General features: G+C 68.9%; 13 protein-coding genes. 6 read left to right on the forward strand and 7 right to left on the reverse strand.

The annotated features are described in order from the left end of the window. Positions 1 to 195: 195 nt before the first annotated feature. The 5 genes from ACWPN5_RS27150 to ACWPN5_RS27170 form a co-directional block, all read right to left on the reverse strand. Positions 196 to 1,002, reverse strand: coding sequence for a WecB/TagA/CpsF family glycosyltransferase (locus ACWPN5_RS27150; RefSeq protein WP_492298483.1), 807 nt, complete (start codon positions 1,000 to 1,002; stop codon positions 196 to 198). Beyond that, positions 999 to 2,078, reverse strand: coding sequence for an NAD-dependent epimerase/dehydratase family protein (locus ACWPN5_RS27155; RefSeq protein ID WP_200476799.1), 1,080 nt, complete (start codon positions 2,076 to 2,078; stop codon positions 999 to 1,001). Before ACWPN5_RS27155 ends, ACWPN5_RS27150 begins: the two co-directional genes overlap by 4 nt. Positions 2,079 to 2,128: 50 nt before the next feature. Beyond that, complete coding sequence (locus tag ACWPN5_RS27160; RefSeq protein WP_145681929.1) at positions 2,129 to 3,727, reverse strand: undecaprenyl-phosphate glucose phosphotransferase; 1,599 nt, start codon at positions 3,725 to 3,727, stop codon at positions 2,129 to 2,131. A gap of 76 nt (positions 3,728 to 3,803) precedes the next feature. Beyond that, complete coding sequence (locus ACWPN5_RS27165; RefSeq protein WP_200476798.1) at positions 3,804 to 4,751, reverse strand: UDP-glucuronic acid decarboxylase family protein; 948 nt, start codon at positions 4,749 to 4,751, stop codon at positions 3,804 to 3,806. Positions 4,752 to 5,192: 441 nt separating this feature from the next. Then, entirely contained in the window at positions 5,193 to 5,351 is a 159-nt protein-coding gene (locus ACWPN5_RS27170) for a hypothetical protein (protein WP_186466002.1), read from the reverse strand. Positions 5,352 to 5,405: 54 nt separating this feature from the next. Here ACWPN5_RS27170 and ACWPN5_RS27175 point away from each other — a divergent pair, with 54 nt between their 5' ends. The 6 genes from ACWPN5_RS27175 to ACWPN5_RS27200 are packed head-to-tail and all read left to right on the forward strand — an operon-like array spanning position 5,406 to position 15,052. After that, the gene (locus tag ACWPN5_RS27175) at positions 5,406 to 7,661 is read left to right on the forward strand and encodes a GumC family protein (RefSeq protein ID WP_492298486.1); all 2,256 of its coding nucleotides are present in this window, start codon (positions 5,406 to 5,408) and stop codon (positions 7,659 to 7,661) included. Positions 7,662 to 7,713: 52 nt separating this feature from the next. Continuing rightward, positions 7,714 to 9,963, forward strand: coding sequence for an NAD-dependent epimerase/dehydratase family protein (locus ACWPN5_RS27180; RefSeq protein ID WP_492298487.1), 2,250 nt, complete (start codon positions 7,714 to 7,716; stop codon positions 9,961 to 9,963). Next, complete coding sequence (locus tag ACWPN5_RS27185) at positions 9,960 to 11,225, forward strand: lipopolysaccharide biosynthesis protein (RefSeq protein ID WP_145681933.1); 1,266 nt, start codon at positions 9,960 to 9,962, stop codon at positions 11,223 to 11,225. Before ACWPN5_RS27180 ends, ACWPN5_RS27185 begins: the two co-directional genes overlap by 4 nt. After that, the gene (locus ACWPN5_RS27190) at positions 11,212 to 12,438 is read left to right on the forward strand and encodes a glycosyltransferase family 4 protein (RefSeq protein ID WP_492298490.1); all 1,227 of its coding nucleotides are present in this window, start codon (positions 11,212 to 11,214) and stop codon (positions 12,436 to 12,438) included. The genes ACWPN5_RS27185 and ACWPN5_RS27190 overlap by 14 nt, the downstream gene beginning before the upstream one ends. After that, positions 12,435 to 13,790, forward strand: coding sequence for an O-antigen ligase family protein (locus ACWPN5_RS27195; protein WP_492298492.1), 1,356 nt, complete (start codon positions 12,435 to 12,437; stop codon positions 13,788 to 13,790). The genes ACWPN5_RS27190 and ACWPN5_RS27195 overlap by 4 nt, the downstream gene beginning before the upstream one ends. Continuing rightward, entirely contained in the window at positions 13,787 to 15,052 is a 1,266-nt protein-coding gene (locus ACWPN5_RS27200) for a glycosyltransferase family 4 protein (RefSeq protein WP_492298494.1), read from the forward strand. The genes ACWPN5_RS27195 and ACWPN5_RS27200 overlap by 4 nt, the downstream gene beginning before the upstream one ends. A 17-nt stretch (positions 15,053 to 15,069) precedes the next feature. Here the strand turns inward: ACWPN5_RS27200 and rffA are convergent, their stop codons facing one another. Continuing rightward, positions 15,070 to 16,356: a dTDP-4-amino-4,6-dideoxygalactose transaminase gene (gene rffA, locus ACWPN5_RS27205; RefSeq protein ID WP_492298496.1), complete on the reverse strand. Its 1,287-nt coding sequence runs from the start codon at positions 16,354 to 16,356 to the stop codon at positions 15,070 to 15,072. Positions 16,357 to 16,440: 84 nt separating this feature from the next. Beyond that, positions 16,441 to 16,641, reverse strand: a complete 201-nt coding sequence (locus ACWPN5_RS27210) for a hypothetical protein (protein WP_492298724.1) — start codon at positions 16,639 to 16,641, stop codon at positions 16,441 to 16,443. Between the last annotated feature and the right edge of the window lie 10 nt (positions 16,642 to 16,651).

Consider the following 16,651-nt stretch of genomic DNA (forward strand, 5'->3'; position numbering starts at 1 on the left):
CAGGAATCCCCGACTGTCATGGAAGCGCGGGCCGCATCGGTCGCGGTTCACGGCGCTGTTCCGAGGTCGTTCAGGAAAATCCGCCGATGCAAGGCCGTTTCATTTTAAAACGGCACTCACAGACACAGCATCGGAGGCGTTTTCATTTTTAATAACGGCGTTTCTCTTTGGCAATCATCAAACAACCATCACCGTCTAGCCAAATCGAAGCTCTCCTTTCGGACGGCGCGCCTGGCCGCTGCGGACCAGCGGCATCTGCACCGCCTGGCAGGCCAGCAGGAACAGGAAGGCCGGATTCAGCATGACGTAGCGCCGCCACAGCCGCCGCGGTTCGGTGGACAGCCGGAACAGCCATTCCAGGCCGTTGTTCTGCATCCACATCGGCGCCTGCGGCTGTTTCCCGGCGATGAAGTCGAAAGCGGCGCCGACCGCGATCAGCGGCATCGACAGCGCCGCCTTGTGCTCGTAGACCCAGGTCTCCTGGCGCGGGCAGCCCAGCCCGACGAAGACGATCCGCGCGCCGGACTCGATGATCTCACGGTCCACCGCCGCGCGCTCCTCGGCGCTCAGGGTGCGGAAGGCGGACGGGCGGGCGCCGGCGATGATCAGACCGGGGAAGCGTTCCGTCAGCGCCGTGGTCAGGGTGGCGAGCAGACCCGCCGTGGCGCCGTAGAGGTAGATGGGCAGTCCCCTCGCCGCCGCCGCCGCGCAGGTGCGCAGCATCAGGTTCGGACCATAGACGCGGTCCGGCAGGGCGGCGCCGTGCAGCCGGTTCAGCGCCCAGCGCACCGGCTGGCCGTCCGGCGTCACGAGGTCGATGGCGTTCAGGCGGTAGCGGTGCTCGGGGTCGAGCGCCCCGGTCATCACGCCATGCACGGCGAGTGCGCTGACCGCGAAGGGCTTCTGCTGTTCCGCCGCGTCGATGATGGCGCGCACGCCGGCCTCGTAATCGACGGCGTTGACGTAGACGCCAAGCACTTCCTTTTTCCCATGGTCGATCATGCCACGGCCTCCACGCGCCAACGGCGCCGATTGCTGTCGTGAATGTCGGTGAGGATGTTCCGCACGTCGTGCCGGATGTCCCAGGACGGGTAATGGGAGCGGAACCGGTCGAGCGAGCTGACCCACCAGATGTGGTCGCCGATGCGGTTGGCCTCCTTGAAGGCCAGATCCATCGGGCGCCCGGTGATCTCCTCGCACAGCGCCACCGCCTCCAGGATGGAGCAGTTGCTCGCGCGTCCGCCGCCGATGTTGTAGACCTCGGCGCTGCGCGGCGCGTCGTGGAACGCCTGGAAGGCGGCGATCAGGTCGTTGCTGTGGATGTTGTCGCGAACCTGCTTGCCCTTGTAGCCGATCACGTCGTAGCGGGTGCCGGTGACGGCGCAGCGCATCAGATAGGCCAGGAAGCCGTGAAGCTGCGTCGGCGAATGGTTCGGCCCGGTCAGGCAACCGCCGCGGAAGCACACCGTCTTCATCCCGAAATAACGGCCATACTCCTGGACCAGCACGTCGGCCGCCACCTTGGAGGCGCCGAACAGGCTGTGCAGGGTGGCGTCGATCGACATGTCCTCGGCGATGCCGCCGGCGTAGCGGTGGGACGGGTCGATCTCGTAGCGCGTCTCCGTCTCGATCAGCGGCAGGCGGTTCGGCGTGTCGCCGTAGACCTTGTTGGTCGAGGTGAAGATGAACACCGCGTCCGGGCAATGGCGCCGCGCCGCCTCCAGCATGTTCAGCGTGCCGTTGGCGTTCACCGAGAAATCCATCTGGGGATCACGCGCCGCCCAATCGTGCGAGGGCTGGGCCGCCGTGTGGATGACCAGGGAGATGGCGGACCCATGCCGCTCGAACAGCGCGTCGATGGCCGCGGCGTCGCGGATGTCGATGGCGTGGTGGCGGTAGCGCTGGCGCAGCGTCTGCTCCAGGGTCTGGCGCTGCCACGCGGTCGAGGCCTCGTCGCCGAAGAAGATGCGCCGCATGTCGTTGTCGATGCCGACGACGTCCATTCCCAGCGCACCGAAATGCAGGCAACTCTCCGACCCGATCAATCCGCAGGAACCGGTGACAAGGGCGACGGACATGACGTCAAACTCCTTCGCGGTTTGTTTGTTGGTTCGGCAGGGGGGCTTCGTCAGTAGGCGTTGCGGTCCCAGAAAAGGAGGAGGGCGGTGCGCACCATGATCTCGGCGTCCAGCCCCAGGGACCAGTTGTCGACGTAGTAGAGGTCGTGCTCGACGCGGCGGGCGGCGGTGTGGAGGTTGTCGATCTCGCCGCGCAGCCCGTTCACCTGCGCCCAGCCGGTGATTCCGGGGCGGACGCGGTGGCGGCAGGCGTAGTTCTCCACCGCCTCGTGGTACAGCACGTCCCCGGCCTTCATGGCGACGGGATGGGGCCGCGGCCCGACGATGGACATGTCGCCGCGCAGCACGTTGAAGAGCTGCGGAAGCTCGTCGATGCTGGTGCGGCGCAGGAAGCGCCCGACACGCGTCACCCGCGGGTCGTTGCGCACCGTCCGCTGCGCGCCCGACTGGTCGCCGCGGTCGGTGTGCATCGTGCGGAACTTCCAGATCTCGAATTCCTCGTTGTTGAAGCCGAAGCGCTTCTGGCGGAACAGCACCGGGCCGGGGCTTTCCAGCTTGATCGCCGCCGCAGCCAGCAGCAGGACCGGCGCCAGGACCGCCAGGGCCGCGCCGCCGATCAGCAGATCCTCCGACCGCTTCAGCACGCCGCGCCAGCCGGCCAGCGGGTGATGGATGACGCCCAGCAGCGGAATGCCCGCCGTCGCATCGACCGACAGCCCGGCGGTGCGGGCGATCAGCCGGTGCGGCAGCAGGCGGACGTCCACCGCAAGGACGCGCAGCCGCTCCAGGATGTCGGTGATCTCGGCCTCGGCGCTCCAGGGCAGGGCCACCACCACGAGGTCGACGCGGTTCTTGCGCACCTGCTCGACCAGCCCGGCCACGCCCCCCAGCACCGGCACCCCGGCCAGCCGGGCGGTGGTCAGGGGTGGCGCGGCGACGGACGACGGCCGGTCCGCCCCGGTGGACACCGCGCCGATCACCTGATAGCCCGCCCCCTCCGTCCGCTGGAGGCGGTCCAGCCATTCGAAGGCCAGATCGTTGGTGCCGACCAGCAGGGTCCGCTGCCGCGACCCGCCGGCCAGATTCCAGTCGCGCGCCAACCGCAGGAACAAGGTGCGCAGCGCGGTCAGCCCGAACAGGCCGAGGCCGTACCACAGCCACAGCGTCCCCGCCGCCGCCGTGTCCAGCCGCCGCAGGTCCCCCGTCACGCCAAGCAGAAGGACGAGCACCAGGAAAGCCGCCGTCCAGGCCCCGAACAGCGGCCCCGCGTGCGCACCGATGGTCCGCCGCACCGCCTTGGGGCGCAGGTTGCGGTAGCAGCCCGCGCTGTAGAAGCACATCAGCGACAGCACCGCCAGCGGACCGACCGCCGCGTTGAAGACACCCGCCAAGGAGGTGACGGCACCCGTGAACAAGGCCGGATCAGCCGGGGCGGCCCGCAGCAAACGGGCGGCGATGCCCTCCGCCGCCAGCCCCGTCCCGACGACCATCAGCGCGTCCGCGGCGACCAGCCCGCACAGCAGGGCCGGGGCGGAGGCCGCGGCGGCAACCGGCGAGGCGGAGTCCGGCCGCGGGCCTTGGAAGGCCATCCCCACGCGCGCGCCGTAGTCCGGCTTCGCCGGGCTGTTTCGTGAAGGGAGTTCGAACATCCGCCGTTCCCTGTTGGCCCATTCCCTGCCGCCGCACCCCAGCGATGCGGCGGCGCTGCCGGCTGCCGTGCCGCGCTCAGAAATAGGTCTTGGCGAAATAGGCGATGGTGCGCTCCAGCCCCTCTTCGAGCGGCACGTGCGGCATCCATTTCAGGTAGGCGTGGGCCTTGGTGATGTCCGGCTTGCGCTGCCGCGGATCGTCCTGGGGCAGCGGGTGCCGCTCGATCCGCGAGCGTGAACCGGTCATCCGGATGACGGTCTCCGCCAGTTCCAGGATGGTGAACTCGCCGGGGTTGCCGAGGTTGATCGGGCCGGTCACCGTCCCGTCCGTTTCCATCAGCCGGTGCAGCCCCTCGACCAGATCGTCGACGTAGCAGAAGGATCGCGTCTGCGAGCCGTCGCCGTAGATGGTGATCGGGTCGCCCTTCAGCGCCTGGACGATGAAGTTCGACACCACGCGCCCGTCGTTCGGATTCATGCGCGGCCCGTAGGTGTTGAAGATGCGCGCCACCTTGATCGGGACCTTGTGCTGCCGGTTGTAGTCGAAGAACAGCGTCTCGGCGCAGCGCTTGCCCTCGTCGTAGCAGGCGCGCGGGCCGATGGGATTGACGTTGCCCCAGTAATCCTCGCGCTGCGGGTGGACGAAGGGATCGCCGTAGACCTCGCTGGTCGAGGCCTGGAGGATCGTCGCCTTCACCCGTTTGGCCAGCCCCAACATGTTGATGGCGCCGTGCACCGACGTCTTGGTCGTCTGCACCGGGTCGAACTGGTAATGCACCGGCGAGGCCGGGCAGGCGAGGTTGTAGATTTCGTCCACCTCGACATAGAGGGGGAAGGTGATGTCGTGGCGCACCGCCTCGAACTTCGGGTTGTCCAGCAGATGCGCAATATTCGAACGCGCACCCGTGAAATAGTTGTCGACGCACAGGACCTCTTTCCCGGCGGCCAGAAGACGCTCGCACAGGTGCGATCCGATGAACCCGGCGCCACCTGTCACAAGAACGCGCTCAGTCGTGGACGTCATTGAGCCTCTCCATGGAGTTTGACCGGGGAATTCGACCGGACGGCGGCGGCACGCGGAGACACCGCGCCATCCCGCTGTCGCGAATATTTTAAAATCCGGAGACGAGGTGCGGCGCGCCACCATACGAATTGGACGGGTATTCCGTCTGTACGCGGGACTGCACGACCATGTCTGGAGTTGTTCGGCGTTTTGAAGCCAGAGCCGGCTCCGCTGCACCCGGCGAACTGTGACCGGCGCGGAGTTGACCGTCAAACACGCGGACGGGGTATCGGATATGATTATTTATGAGGGCCGCCGTCGTAAGCACAGCGACGGATGGGCCTTCTTTTTTTCAATTGTTGAGCGACGCCATTCACGGTACTCGAAGTCTGTCCGGCAACGGTTGCCGCAGCGGAACATCACGGACCATTTGGCCCCGCACCTTAAAAAGCGGCCGAATTCTCAGTTATCTTCAAAGAAAACAAAAAGGCGCAGCGCGTCCTTTTGCAGCCATCCGCCACGCCCATCCCGGGCCGGACCGCCAGCCAGCAAGACGAAAGGGGCGACGACGTGAATTCTTCGATCGGCAAAGGCGGAACGCTTCCAGGCCACGAAGCGCACGCCAGCGTCCTTCCGGACAGTCTTCTGCAATCGGCCGCCGGGGAGTCCACCGACGTGCGCAGCCGGCAGGAGGCGACCGTTTTCGCCACGCTGGCCGTGCTGTGGCGGCGCAAGCTGCTGCTGCTCACCGTCATCCTGCTGGGGACGGCGACGATCACCTACGTCATGCAGTCGCTGAAGCCGATGTACCGGGCCACCGCGATGGTGCAGCTCGACTCCCGGCGGGTCGAGCTGGCGGAGTTCAAGTCGGTGGTGTCCAACCTGACGCCCGAAGCGCCGGCGGTGCGCAGCGAGGTGTCCATCGTCGGTTCGCGCGCCCTGGCGGAGCGGGTGGTCGAAAAGCTGGGCCTGCTCAACGACCCTGAATTCAACCCGACGCTCAAGGCGCCGGACGGCGCGGACGAGCATTGGCTGAAGCGCGTCACCAGGGCCGGCGTCGGCGCGCTGCCGCCGGAAGGCAACGACGTCCTGCGCCGGATCGTGCAAGAGACGACCGCGCTGTTCCGCGCCGACGACGGGCCGGTCGCCCGCGACCCGGACCAGGCCCGCCTGCTGACCATCGACACGCTGCTGCGCCGGATCGAGGCGCGCAACGACGACCGCTCCTTCACCATCATCATCGAGGCGTCGTCGGTCGATCCCGCCAAGGCCGCGGCCATCGCCAACGCCTTCGGCCAAGCCTATTTGGACTACCGCACCGAGATGAACCGCGACATGACCGAGCGGGTCAACCAATGGCTCGGCGGGCGGCTCATCGAGGCGCGCGAGGCGGTGCGCGGCGCCGAGGAGGCCATCCGCGGTTTCCGCAAGGAGAACAGCCTGCTGGAGTTGCCGCCCGACGGGCGCAACATGGTCCAGCAGCAGATGAACGAACTCGCCACACAGCTGACCGCCGCGCAGGCGCAGAAGGCGGCGGCCGAGGCGCGCGTGCGCCAAGCCCGCGACCAGACCGCCGCCAACAACGCCGCAGCGATCCCGGAGGTGCTGGCCTCCCCGCTGATCCAGAAGCTGCGCGAGGCCGAGGCGATGCTGGAGCGCCGGCTGGCCGAGCTTCAGCAGGTCTATGGCGACAAGCACCAGGACATCGTGAATCTGCGCCGCGGCATTGGCGAGCTGAAGGCGCGTATCCGCGACGAGGTCGGCAAGATCCAGAAGGGACTGGACGCCGATCTGGAGGTCGCGCGCATCCGCGAGGCCACCTTGCTGAAGAGCATCGCCGACCTGCAGGAACAGCAGAAGGGCATCGAGGCGACCGGCATCCAGCTTCGCGACCTGGAACGCTCCGCCGACGCGCACCGCACGCTCTACCGCAGCCTCGCCGAACGCTACGAGCAGACGATGGCGCTGAAGAACACCGGCGCGCTGGACGCGCATCTCAGCGCCCCCGCCCTGCCGCCGATCCGCCCGGCCTTCCCGCAGCTCCGCATGTCGCTGGGCGTCGGGCTGGTCGGCTCCACGGCGCTGGCGGTGGCGCTGGTGCTGCTGCTGGAACGGCTCAGCTCCGGCCTGCGCACGCCGGCCCAGGTGGAGCGGGCGACCGGCGTGCCCTGCCTCGGCATGGTCCCGTCGCTTCCCCGCAACGAGGCGACCTGGAACCTGCCCCTGTACCCTGAAAATCGGCCCGACAGCCGCCGCGCCCGCGAGATCGGCGCTTTCCGCGAGGCGATCCAGACCGTCCGCACCATGGCCTGCATGCCGCGCAAGCGGGGGACGCCGCCCAAGGTGCTGCTCGTCACCTCCTCCCTTCCCAAGGAAGGCAAATCGGTGCTGGCGGCCAATCTGGCGCGGTCGCTGGCCGGGTTGGGGCTGAACACGCTGCTGATCGACGCGGATTTCCGCCGCCCCTCCATCGCGACGCTGCTGGGCTACCAGCCGCAGGGCAGCGTCGCCGATCTGCTGGACGGCCGTGTCGGCATCGACGACCTGATCCACCAGGAAACCACCAACCTCGGCGTCCTGGGCAACACCGTCGGCACGCCCGACGCGCACGACCGCATCAGCTCCCAGGCGATGAGCGACCTGATCGCGTGGGCGCGCCACAACTACGACGTGGTGGTGATCGACTCCGCCCCGGTGATGCTGTTCTCCGACGCGCTGGCCCTGTCCTTCCTGGCCGACAGCGTGATTTACGTCGTCCGCTGGCAGCACACCCCGCTCGACACCGTGACGGCCGGCTTCAACAAGCTGAAGTCGATCGACAGCGCGGTCGGCGGCGTCGTGCTGTCGCGCGTCGTCGCGTCCAAGCACGTCAAGTACGGCCACAAGGACGACGCCTACTACTACGCCCTGCACGCGCCCGCGCGGCATTGACGGCGCCGACGGACGGCGCCCACGCGACGGCAATCCCAAAAGCGAGGATTCCATGACCAACGCCGAGTTCCCGCGGCTCGCCATCATCGGCTGCGGCAGCATCGTGAGCCATCACCTGTTGCCGGCGCTGCTCCGCCTGGGCTGGCGGCCGAGCGTGCTCGTCGATCCGACGCCGGAGCGGCTGGAGGCGGTGCAGGCCCTGCTCGGCCGCAACCGCGCCCCCGTCGCCGTGGCCGACTGGCGGGAGGCGGCGGACCAGTTCGACGCGGCGCTGGTGGCGGCCCCTCCGATGGTCCACGCGCCGGTCGGCCAAAGCCTGCTGGAGGCCGGCAAGCACGTCTTCATGGAAAAGCCCCTGGCCGTCACGCTGGCCGACGCCGAGCGCATGGTGCACACCGCGGAAGCGAGCCAACGGGTGCTCGCGGTCGGTCTGATGCGCCGCTACGTCAACGGCGTGCGCTGGCTGAAGGCGCTGGTGGACTCCGGCCAGCTTGGCCGCATCCTGCGCTTCGAGGCGCGGGAGGGTTTCGTCTACAACTGGGGCATCAGTTCCCCGTCGATGCTGCGCCGCGACGGGGCGGGCGGCGGCGTCCTGCTGGACACCGGGTCGCACACGCTGGACCTGCTGCTGTGGTGGTTCGGGGAGGCGACGGAGGTCGATTACAGCGACGACAGCCACGGCGGGCTGGAATCCGACTGCCGGCTGTCCCTGACCATGGCGTCCGGCGCCACCGGAACGCTGGAGCTGAGCCGCACCCGCGCCCTGCGCAACACCATCCGCGTCTACGGCACCAAGGGCAGCGTCGAGGTCCATCTCTACGAGAACCAGATCGCGTCGGACGTGCCGCAGATCCTCGATTTCGTCCATGACGGCTTCTCCGCCAACCACATCCCGCCGCAGATCTTCGGCGACCTGTTCCAGGCGGAGCTGAGGGACTTCGCCGACGCCATCCGCGACGGCCGCCCGGCCACCGTCGGCGGGCGCGAGGCCCTGCCCTCCACCGCCTTGATCGAGCGCTGCTACGCCAGCCGCAAGCCGCTGATCCTGCCCTGGGTGGACGGAAACGCAGCGGCGTCACCCCGCACCGAAGGCCCCACCGTGGTGGTGACCGGCGCCGCCGGCTTCATCGGCGGGCGGCTGGTCGAGCGGCTGTGCCTGGAGCATGGCGCCAAGGTCCGCTGCATCGTCCGCGACATCGCGCAGGCGGTGCGTCTGGCCCGCTTCCCGGTGGAGATCGTCCGCGCCGACCTGCTGGACCGCGAGGCCATCGGCAAGGCGGTGGCCGGCGCCGACTGGGTCTTCCACTGCGCCTACGATGTGCGCTCGCGCCGCCAGAACATCGACGGGATGAACGCGCTGATCGACGCCAGCCTCGCCAACGGGGTGGAGAGTTTCGTCCATCTCAGCACCTTCTCGGTCTACGAACCGCTGCCCGACGGCCCGTTGTCGGAGGAAACACGCGATGGCGACCGGGCCTGGAGCTACGTCCAGAACAAGCTCGATCTGGAAAAGATGGTGCTCGACGCGGCGCACAAGCGCGGCCTGCCGGGGGTGGTGCTCCAGCCCTCCATTGTCTATGGCCCCTTCTGCAAGCCCTGGACGAACGCCCCCGCCGAGATGCTGCTGAGCGGCACCGTGGTGCTGCCGCAGGAGAGCGGCCTGTGCAACGCCGTCTACATCGACGATCTGGTGGACGCGATGATCGCGGCGACCCGCAGCCCGCAAGCCATCGGGGAGCGCTTCGTGATCTCCGGCCCCGACGCCCCGCCCTGGGCCGCCGTCTTCGGGCGCTTTCAGGAGGCGCTGGGCGTGGACAGCCTGCGCTTCCAGCCCGCCGAGGCCATCCGCAAGGAGATGAAGAGTCTGCGGCGCGACATCGCCATGGTGCTTCAGGACCCTAAGAAGATCATTCAGATCATCGTGCGCTGGCGGCCGGCCCGCCGGCTGCTCCAGGGCGGGTTCGACAGCCTGCCGCCGCGGCTGCGCCATCTCGTGATGGTCCATTACTTCCTCAAGAAGAAGGCCAGCCGGAACCAGCTCTGGCTGCCCGACGCGCAGAAGCTGGCGCTCTATCAGGCCAAGGCGCTCATCGACCTGACTAAGGCGCGGCGCCTGCTCGGCTACGCGCCGCGCTTCCCCTTCGAGGACGGCATGGCGCTGACCGCGGACTATCTGCGCTGGGCCTACCGCGACGTGCCGCGCACCGCCCCGGGCGCCACCCCGGCCGCCAATCGGCCCGCCAACGAGGACCGGCATCCCCTGCCCGCTTCCACCGAGACGACGCGGGTCGGCAACGCATGACAATGATCCCGGCCTCGCTGGTCCGCAGCTTCTGGACCCTTGCCGACCAGGGCGTGGTCAGCCTGGGCATGTTCGCCATCAACATCCAGCTCGCCCGGACCTTCCCGTCGGAGGAATACGGGACCTTCGTCTTCTTCCTGTCGGTGCTGCTGGCGCTTCAGGTCGTCAATGTCAGCCTGATCCAGTACCCGCTGTCGGTGGAAGGCGCGGTGCTGGACCGCGCCGAACGCCGGACCCTGGCGGGCCGCGCCGTCCTGATGACCGCCGGCTCGATCCTGCCGCTGTCCGGCATCGTGGCGCTGGTCGGCTATGGGCTGGGCATGCCGGACCTGGTCGGCCCCGCCGTGCTCTACTTCATCGTCTGGCAGGTGCAGGAGATCGGGCGGCGCGGGCTGATGTCCGGGCTGAAGCACGACAAGGCGCTGTGGGGCGACAGCGTCACCTACCTGGGCCAGATCGCCGTGCTGAACCTGATGGCGCTGGGCGGCCACCTGACGCTGGAGCGGGTGTTCATCGCCATGACCGGTCCGGCGCTGGCCGGGGCGGTCGTCCATTTTGCGATCCTGCGCCCGCGCTTCGACGGCCTGTCCGATTTGCCGGCGGTAATCCGCCGCTTCTGGTCGATCGGGCATTGGGCGCTCGCCAACAACCTGTTCCTGATGCTGCGGGTGCAGAGCCTCGTCTGGCTGATGGCGGCGATGGACGGCATGGCGTCGACCGCGGCGTTCCAGGCGGTGGTCAATCTGGTGAACATCGCCAACCCGATCATCATCGGCATGGGCAACCTCGTCCCGCAGATCGCCGCGCGCGGGCGCAGCACCCTGGCGTCCGGCACCGGCGGGCTCCATCCGGACGAGCAGGCGTGGCTGGCGATCCGCGGTTACGTCGTCATCGGGGCGGCGCCGCTGCTGGTCTATTACAGCCTCGGCCTGCTGATCCCCGACCAGATGCTGCACATCGTCTACGGCGCCATGTCGCCCTACGCCGACCAGGAATGGCCGCTGCGCCTGCTCTCCATCGGGGCGCTCAGCGGCTATCTGGCGGAGATGGTCTGCAGCTACTTCTACGGCGTGCAGCGCAGCCAGTTCGCGCTGGTGGTGAACGTCACCGGAACGCTGGCGGTGTTCGCGGTGGTCGGCCCGCTGGCCGCGATGTACGGCGTCGCCGGGGTGTGCATGGCCCTGCTGTTCTCCAGCCTGCTGCGCGTCGGCGCCGCCCACTATTACCTCTCCAAGACGAGGACCGCCCATGTCGCCCGCTGACGGCAGCGCCGCGTTCGCGGTGGAAGAGGCGCCGCTGCGCCCGCTCGACCTCCGGCACGTCGTGATCCAGCCGGCCATCGCCCACCCCTCCTCGGCGAACGGGCTGCACAATGTGGTGCGCAGCCTGATCGCCGAGCAGCGGGCCATGGGCGACGACGCGCGGCTGTGCCTGTTCTCCGACGATCCCGACGCCCTGACCGGCATCCCGGCGGATTGCCCGGCGCAGCGTTTCCCCCTCGGCGGGCCGCGGCTGTCGGGGCGGTCGCTGACCATCGCGGACGCGACTCTCGACCGCCTGCTCGACGGCGCCGGGCCGGACACGGTGGTGCACATCCACGGCGCGGTGAAGCCGCTGTTCGCGGCGCTCGCCCGCGGGCTGCACCGGCGCGGCGTCGCCTATGGCGTGACGCTGCACGGCCAGTGTTCGCACGTCTACGACGTCGCGGGCCGGGTGCGCCGCCGCCTGCCCGCCGCGTGGCTGCGCGTTTTCGACGGCCCGGCCTTCGCCCGCGCCCGCTTCGTCCACGCCATCACCGAAGAGGAGGCCGCCATCGTCCGCCGGGTGGCCCCCGGCGCCGCCATCCGCCTTCTGCCCAACACCGCCTGGTCGGCGCGGCGCGGCGGGCTCCCCGCCGCCGTTCCGCGCGCGGCACCGGACGGCGACCGCCTGACGTTCGGCTATTGCGCGCGCTACGAGATCGACCACAAGGGCGTGGACCTGCTGATCGACGGCTTCGCCGCCTACCGCCGCGCCGGCGGACGCGGGGCACTGGAACTGGCGGGGTCCGGCCCCGCCCGCGCCGAACTGGAGCGGCGGGCACAGGCCCACGGCCTCGGCACCCACATCCGCATCCACGGCCCGATCTTCGGGGCGGAGAAGGCGGCGATGATGGCCGGCTGGCACCACTTCGTCCTGACCTCGCGCTACGACGTCATGCCGACCGGCTGCCTGGAGGCCGCCCTGACCGGCCTGCCGCTGATCGTGACGCGGGAGACCGGCCTCGTCCCCTATGTGGAGGGCCACGGCGCCGGTTTCGGCGTGTCGGCCCTGACGGCGGAAGCGGTGGCCGACGCGCTGGCGCGGGCCGAGCGCACCGGCCCTGACGCGTGGCAGACCATGGCGGCCAACGCCCACCGCATGGTGGTGGCGATCGGCGACTGGGGGCGGATCGCGGCACGGCTGCGCGCCGCCGCCTACGGACGCCCGTCATGAGCGCCGTCCTCGCCTCGCCAAGGCGCAGCGGGACCCGCGCCGCGGACCATTACCTGACCTTCCTGATGGTCGTCCTGCTGGGCTATTCCCTGGCCGGGCGCGGCTTCGCCTACATCGGGGCGCCGCCGCTGTTCATCGGGGAGGTGCTGCTGCTCACCGGTCTGCTGGTCATGCTGCGCATCGGCGGGGTCTTCGCCACGGTCTCCAGCCTGCCGGGGACGCTTCTGGCGATCCTGATCGTCTGGGTGCTGGCGCGCACGCTGCCCTACTTCGGCACCTACAGCTTCGACGCGCTGCGCGACAGCGTGATCGTGATGTACGGGCTGCTCGCCTTCGTCGTCATCGCCCTGCTGTACGACGAGCCGGAGCGGCTGCGCCGCCTCGTGCTGGCCTATGGCGGCTTCGCGGTGTTCTTCGTCACGGTGATGCCGGTCGTCTACCCGCTGTTCCAGCTTCTGAACGCTCAGATCCCCACTTGGCCGCGCTACGGCGTCCCCTTCATCAGCCTGCGCCCCGGCGAGGTCGGCGTGCATTTCGCGGGCGTCGCCCTGTTCGTGTTGCTGGGCTTCCGCCGCCTGAACCCGCTGCATCTGGCGATGCTGGTGTTCGGCATGGCGCTGGTCGCCGCGCACAGCCGCGGCGGGATGCTCGCCATCGTCGTGCCGCTGGCCATCGCGCTGGCCCTGGTGCCGCGCAGCCGGCAGTTCGCCCCGCTGCTGGGCATCGCCGGGGTCACCGTCATCGTGGCGCTGGTGCTGGACCTGGAGATCGAGGTGTCCTCGCGGAAGCTGTCGGTCGACCAGCTCGTCACCAACGTGACGAGCATCCTGGGCACCACCGACACCGCCACGCTCGACGGCACCAAACAGTGGCGCATCATGTGGTGGGACAAGATCATCGGCTACACCGTGCAGGGCGACCATTTCTGGGACGGCAAGGGCTTCGGCATCAATCTGGCGGACGACGACGGGTTCCAGGTGGTCGACGCCGAGGACGGGCAGGTGCTGCGCAGCCCGCACAACGCCCACATGACGATCCTCGCCCGCGCCGGGGTGCCCGGCTTCGCACTGTGGGCGGCGCTGCTGGGAAGCTGGTCGGTCTTTATGATGCGCGCCTTCCTGCTGGCCCGCCGCAACGGCGACCGCGCCTGGGCGCGGCTGTTCGTCTTCCTCTTATGCTACTGGCTGTCCATCGTCATCAACGCCTCCTTCGACGTGACGCTGGAGGGGCCGATGCTGGGCATCTGGTTCTGGGTGCTGTTCGGCGTCGGCATCGCCGCCGGCCTGATCTACCGCAACGAACTCGAAAACCGGTCCCCGCTGCCGCATCGATTGAGGGAGGATGGACGATGAGCAAACCGTTCGCCGACGGGTCCGCCAATGCCGGAAAATCGGTTCTTCTGGTGGCCTTCGCCTGCGAGCCGGACAGCGGGTCGGAATCCGCCAACGGCTGGAACTGGGGCGAGGGGCTGAAGCGCTCGGGCTGCCACGTGACGGTGGTGACGCAGGGGCGACTGCGCCCGAAGATCCTGGGCAAGATCGAACGCGGCGAGACCGCCTTCGAACCGGACGACTTCGTGTACATCGACCGCCCCGACACCATGGCGCACCACGACAGCAAGACGCGGTTCCAGCTGTCCTACATCGCGTGGCAATGGCGCTGCCGGGCGGTGGTGAAGGAACTGGTGCGCCGGCGGCCCTTCGACATCATCCACAACGTGACCATCGGCGGCATCCGCTTCCCCGCCTTCTGCGGCGGGCTGGCGCCCCTGTCGGTGATCGGCCCGGTCGGCGGCGGGGAGCGGGCGCCCTGGCCGCTGATCCGCCCGCTGGGCTGGAAGGCCATCGCGACAGAGCTGGTCCGCGACGTCGCCATCGCCATGACGCGCATCGATCCCTTCCTGCGCCTGACCTACCGGCGCTACAACCTGATCTATGTGAAGACCCATGAGAGCCGCCATGTCCTGCCCGCCGGGGACCGCCACAAGGCGCGCCAGCATTTCGGCTGCTCCCTGCCGCCCGAGCGCTTCGTGCCGATGAAGGCCGACACCGGCGGCGAAGCCGGAGCGCCGCTGAAGCTGCGCTTCTCGGGCCGCTTCCTCTACTGGAAGGGCGGCCACTACGCGTTGGCGGCGCTGGCCAGGGCACTGGAGAAGGGGGCGCGGGCACGGCTTCAGATGATCGGCAGCGGTCCGCAGTCGGAGGAGTGGAAGACTCTCGCCGACCGGCTGGGCATCGCCGAACATGTCGATTTCGTCGAATGGCTGTCGCAGCCCGACTATATGGAGGTGCTGCGAAGCTCCGACGCGCTGCTGTTCCCCAGCCTGCACAACTCTGCCGCCAACGTCATCATGGAGGCGCTGGCCAACGCGCAGCCGGTGATCTGCCTCGATCTCGGCGGGTCGGGAATCATGATCGACTCCTCCTGCGGCTTCGCCGTTCCCTGCCGCGGGCGCGCGGCGGCGGAGGTGATCGACGGGCTGGCCGACGCCATCGTGACGCTGGACCGCGACCGCCCGCGCCTGCGCGCCATGAGCCGCGCCGCCCACGCGCGCGCCCGGGATTTCGCGAGCTGCCGCATCACCCCCGACCTCTACACGCCGGCGACGGCGTGAGGGCCGTCTGGAGACGGTCAGGCCGGTGGCGCCTCAAGTGGCGTTTCGGATGGCGTTGCGGGCGGCGCCGGGAAAACCTCGCCGGACGCGCTTCGCACCCGAGCCAGATGACGCGCCAACGCCCTTGACGCGGCATGGCCTGTCGTTGCCGCCGCCCCCGCCTCGACCGTGCGGAAGAACTCCTGCACGGCTTCGACCACCTGCCCGGCTCCGGCACCCAGGCCGTACCACATTGGAAGACGCAGCAGCCTTGCGGAGAGATCGGTCGTGACGGGCAATTCCCCGGCGGCGCGGGCATAACGCCGCCCGGCCGGCGCGCTGTGCAGCGGCACGTAATGGAACGGCGCCTGAATGCCGTTCGTTCGGAGGTGGGCGATCAGCGCATCGCGCTCACCGGCCGTGCGCGCCAGGACGTAATACAGATGGGCGTTGTGCCGACACTCGGCCGGAATCTGCGGACGGCGCAGCAGGCCGCGTTCCTCCAACGGGGCCAAGGCCTCGTGATAGGCGTTCCACAGGGCATGGCGCTCCGCGTCCAGCCGCTCGGCGTTCTCGAATTGCGCGAGAAGAAACGCCGCCAGCAGGTCGGAGGGAAGATAGGACGAGCCGACGTCCACCCAGGTGTATTTGTTGACCTCGCCACGGAGGAAGCGGGAGCGGTTCGTGCCCTTCTCGCGGATGATTTCGGCGCGGGTGATCAGATCCGGATCGTTGACGACCAGGGCGCCGCCCTCGCCGGAGATCAGGTTCTTGGTTTCGTGGAAGGAGAAGGCCGACAGGGCGCCGAAGGTGCCGAGCGGACGGCCGCGGTAGGCGGCCATCAGCGCCTGGGCGGCATCCTCGATCACCGCCAGACCATGCCGGGCGGCGATGGCGCCGATCACGTCCATGTCGCAGGCGACGCCGGCGTAATGCACCACGCAGATGGCGCGGGTGCGGGGCGTGATCGCCGCCTCGATCAGGCGCTCGTCGATGTTCAGCGTGTCCGGCCGAATGTCCACGAAGACCGGCACCGCCCCGCGCAGCACGAAGGCGTTCGCGGTGGACACGAAGGTGAAGGAGGGCATGATGACCTCATCCCCCGGACCGACGTCGGTCAGAAGGGCGGCCATCTCCAGCGCCGCCGTGCAGGAATGGGTCAGCAAGGCCTGCGGCGCGCCGAGCCGCCGCTCCAGCCACGCGTGGCAGCGCTTGGTGAACGCCCCGTCTCCGGAAAGGTGCGCCCGCTCCAGGGATTGGCGGATGTATTCCAATTCGTTGCCGGCCAACGTGGGGCGGTTGAAGCCAATCCTCATGTCGCTCATCAGCATCACCTCGCGCTCGGGCCCGCCGGTGCACGCCCTGAGTCGAGGAGCGAGCGCGGCGGAAGGGGCGCGGCTGAGCGCCCTTTACCGCTCGCCCGCGCAAGGGCCCAGCGATCCGTGTTTCCTGGATGGCTTGTTGACAGCGTTCCTATGTGTCGGTCGAGATTGCCCGCCGCGCGCCGTCTTGACGCGATTGCGCCAACCGCGGCGGGCCAACGACACACAATCGAACCGGGAAAATCCGTCTATCGAGCCGATGATATCAAAGCGGCCTTTCCAGGACACGTAGCTAGAT

The organism is Azospirillum sp. UENF 211521 (genome assembly GCF_058780535.1).

What these genes read in the sequence shown, in the direction of transcription:
- ACWPN5_RS27150 (WP_492298483.1), bottom strand. Translation starts at nt 1,002, where the DNA reads ATGATCGACCATGGGAAAAAGGAAGTGCTTGGCGTCTACGTCAACGCC.
- ACWPN5_RS27155 (WP_200476799.1), bottom strand. Translation starts at nt 2,078, where the DNA reads ATGTCCGTCGCCCTTGTCACCGGTTCCTGCGGATTGATCGGGTCGGAG.
- ACWPN5_RS27160 (WP_145681929.1), bottom strand. Translation starts at nt 3,727, where the DNA reads ATGTTCGAACTCCCTTCACGAAACAGCCCGGCGAAGCCGGACTACGGC.
- ACWPN5_RS27165 (WP_200476798.1), bottom strand. Translation starts at nt 4,751, where the DNA reads ATGACGTCCACGACTGAGCGCGTTCTTGTGACAGGTGGCGCCGGGTTC.
- ACWPN5_RS27180 (WP_492298487.1), top strand. Translation starts at nt 7,714, where the DNA reads ATGACCAACGCCGAGTTCCCGCGGCTCGCCATCATCGGCTGCGGCAGC.
- ACWPN5_RS27185 (WP_145681933.1), top strand. Translation starts at nt 9,960, where the DNA reads ATGACAATGATCCCGGCCTCGCTGGTCCGCAGCTTCTGGACCCTTGCC.
- ACWPN5_RS27190 (WP_492298490.1), top strand. Translation starts at nt 11,212, where the DNA reads ATGTCGCCCGCTGACGGCAGCGCCGCGTTCGCGGTGGAAGAGGCGCCG.
- ACWPN5_RS27195 (WP_492298492.1), top strand. Translation starts at nt 12,435, where the DNA reads ATGAGCGCCGTCCTCGCCTCGCCAAGGCGCAGCGGGACCCGCGCCGCG.
- ACWPN5_RS27200 (WP_492298494.1), top strand. Translation starts at nt 13,787, where the DNA reads ATGAGCAAACCGTTCGCCGACGGGTCCGCCAATGCCGGAAAATCGGTT.
- rffA (WP_492298496.1), bottom strand. Translation starts at nt 16,356, where the DNA reads ATGAGCGACATGAGGATTGGCTTCAACCGCCCCACGTTGGCCGGCAAC.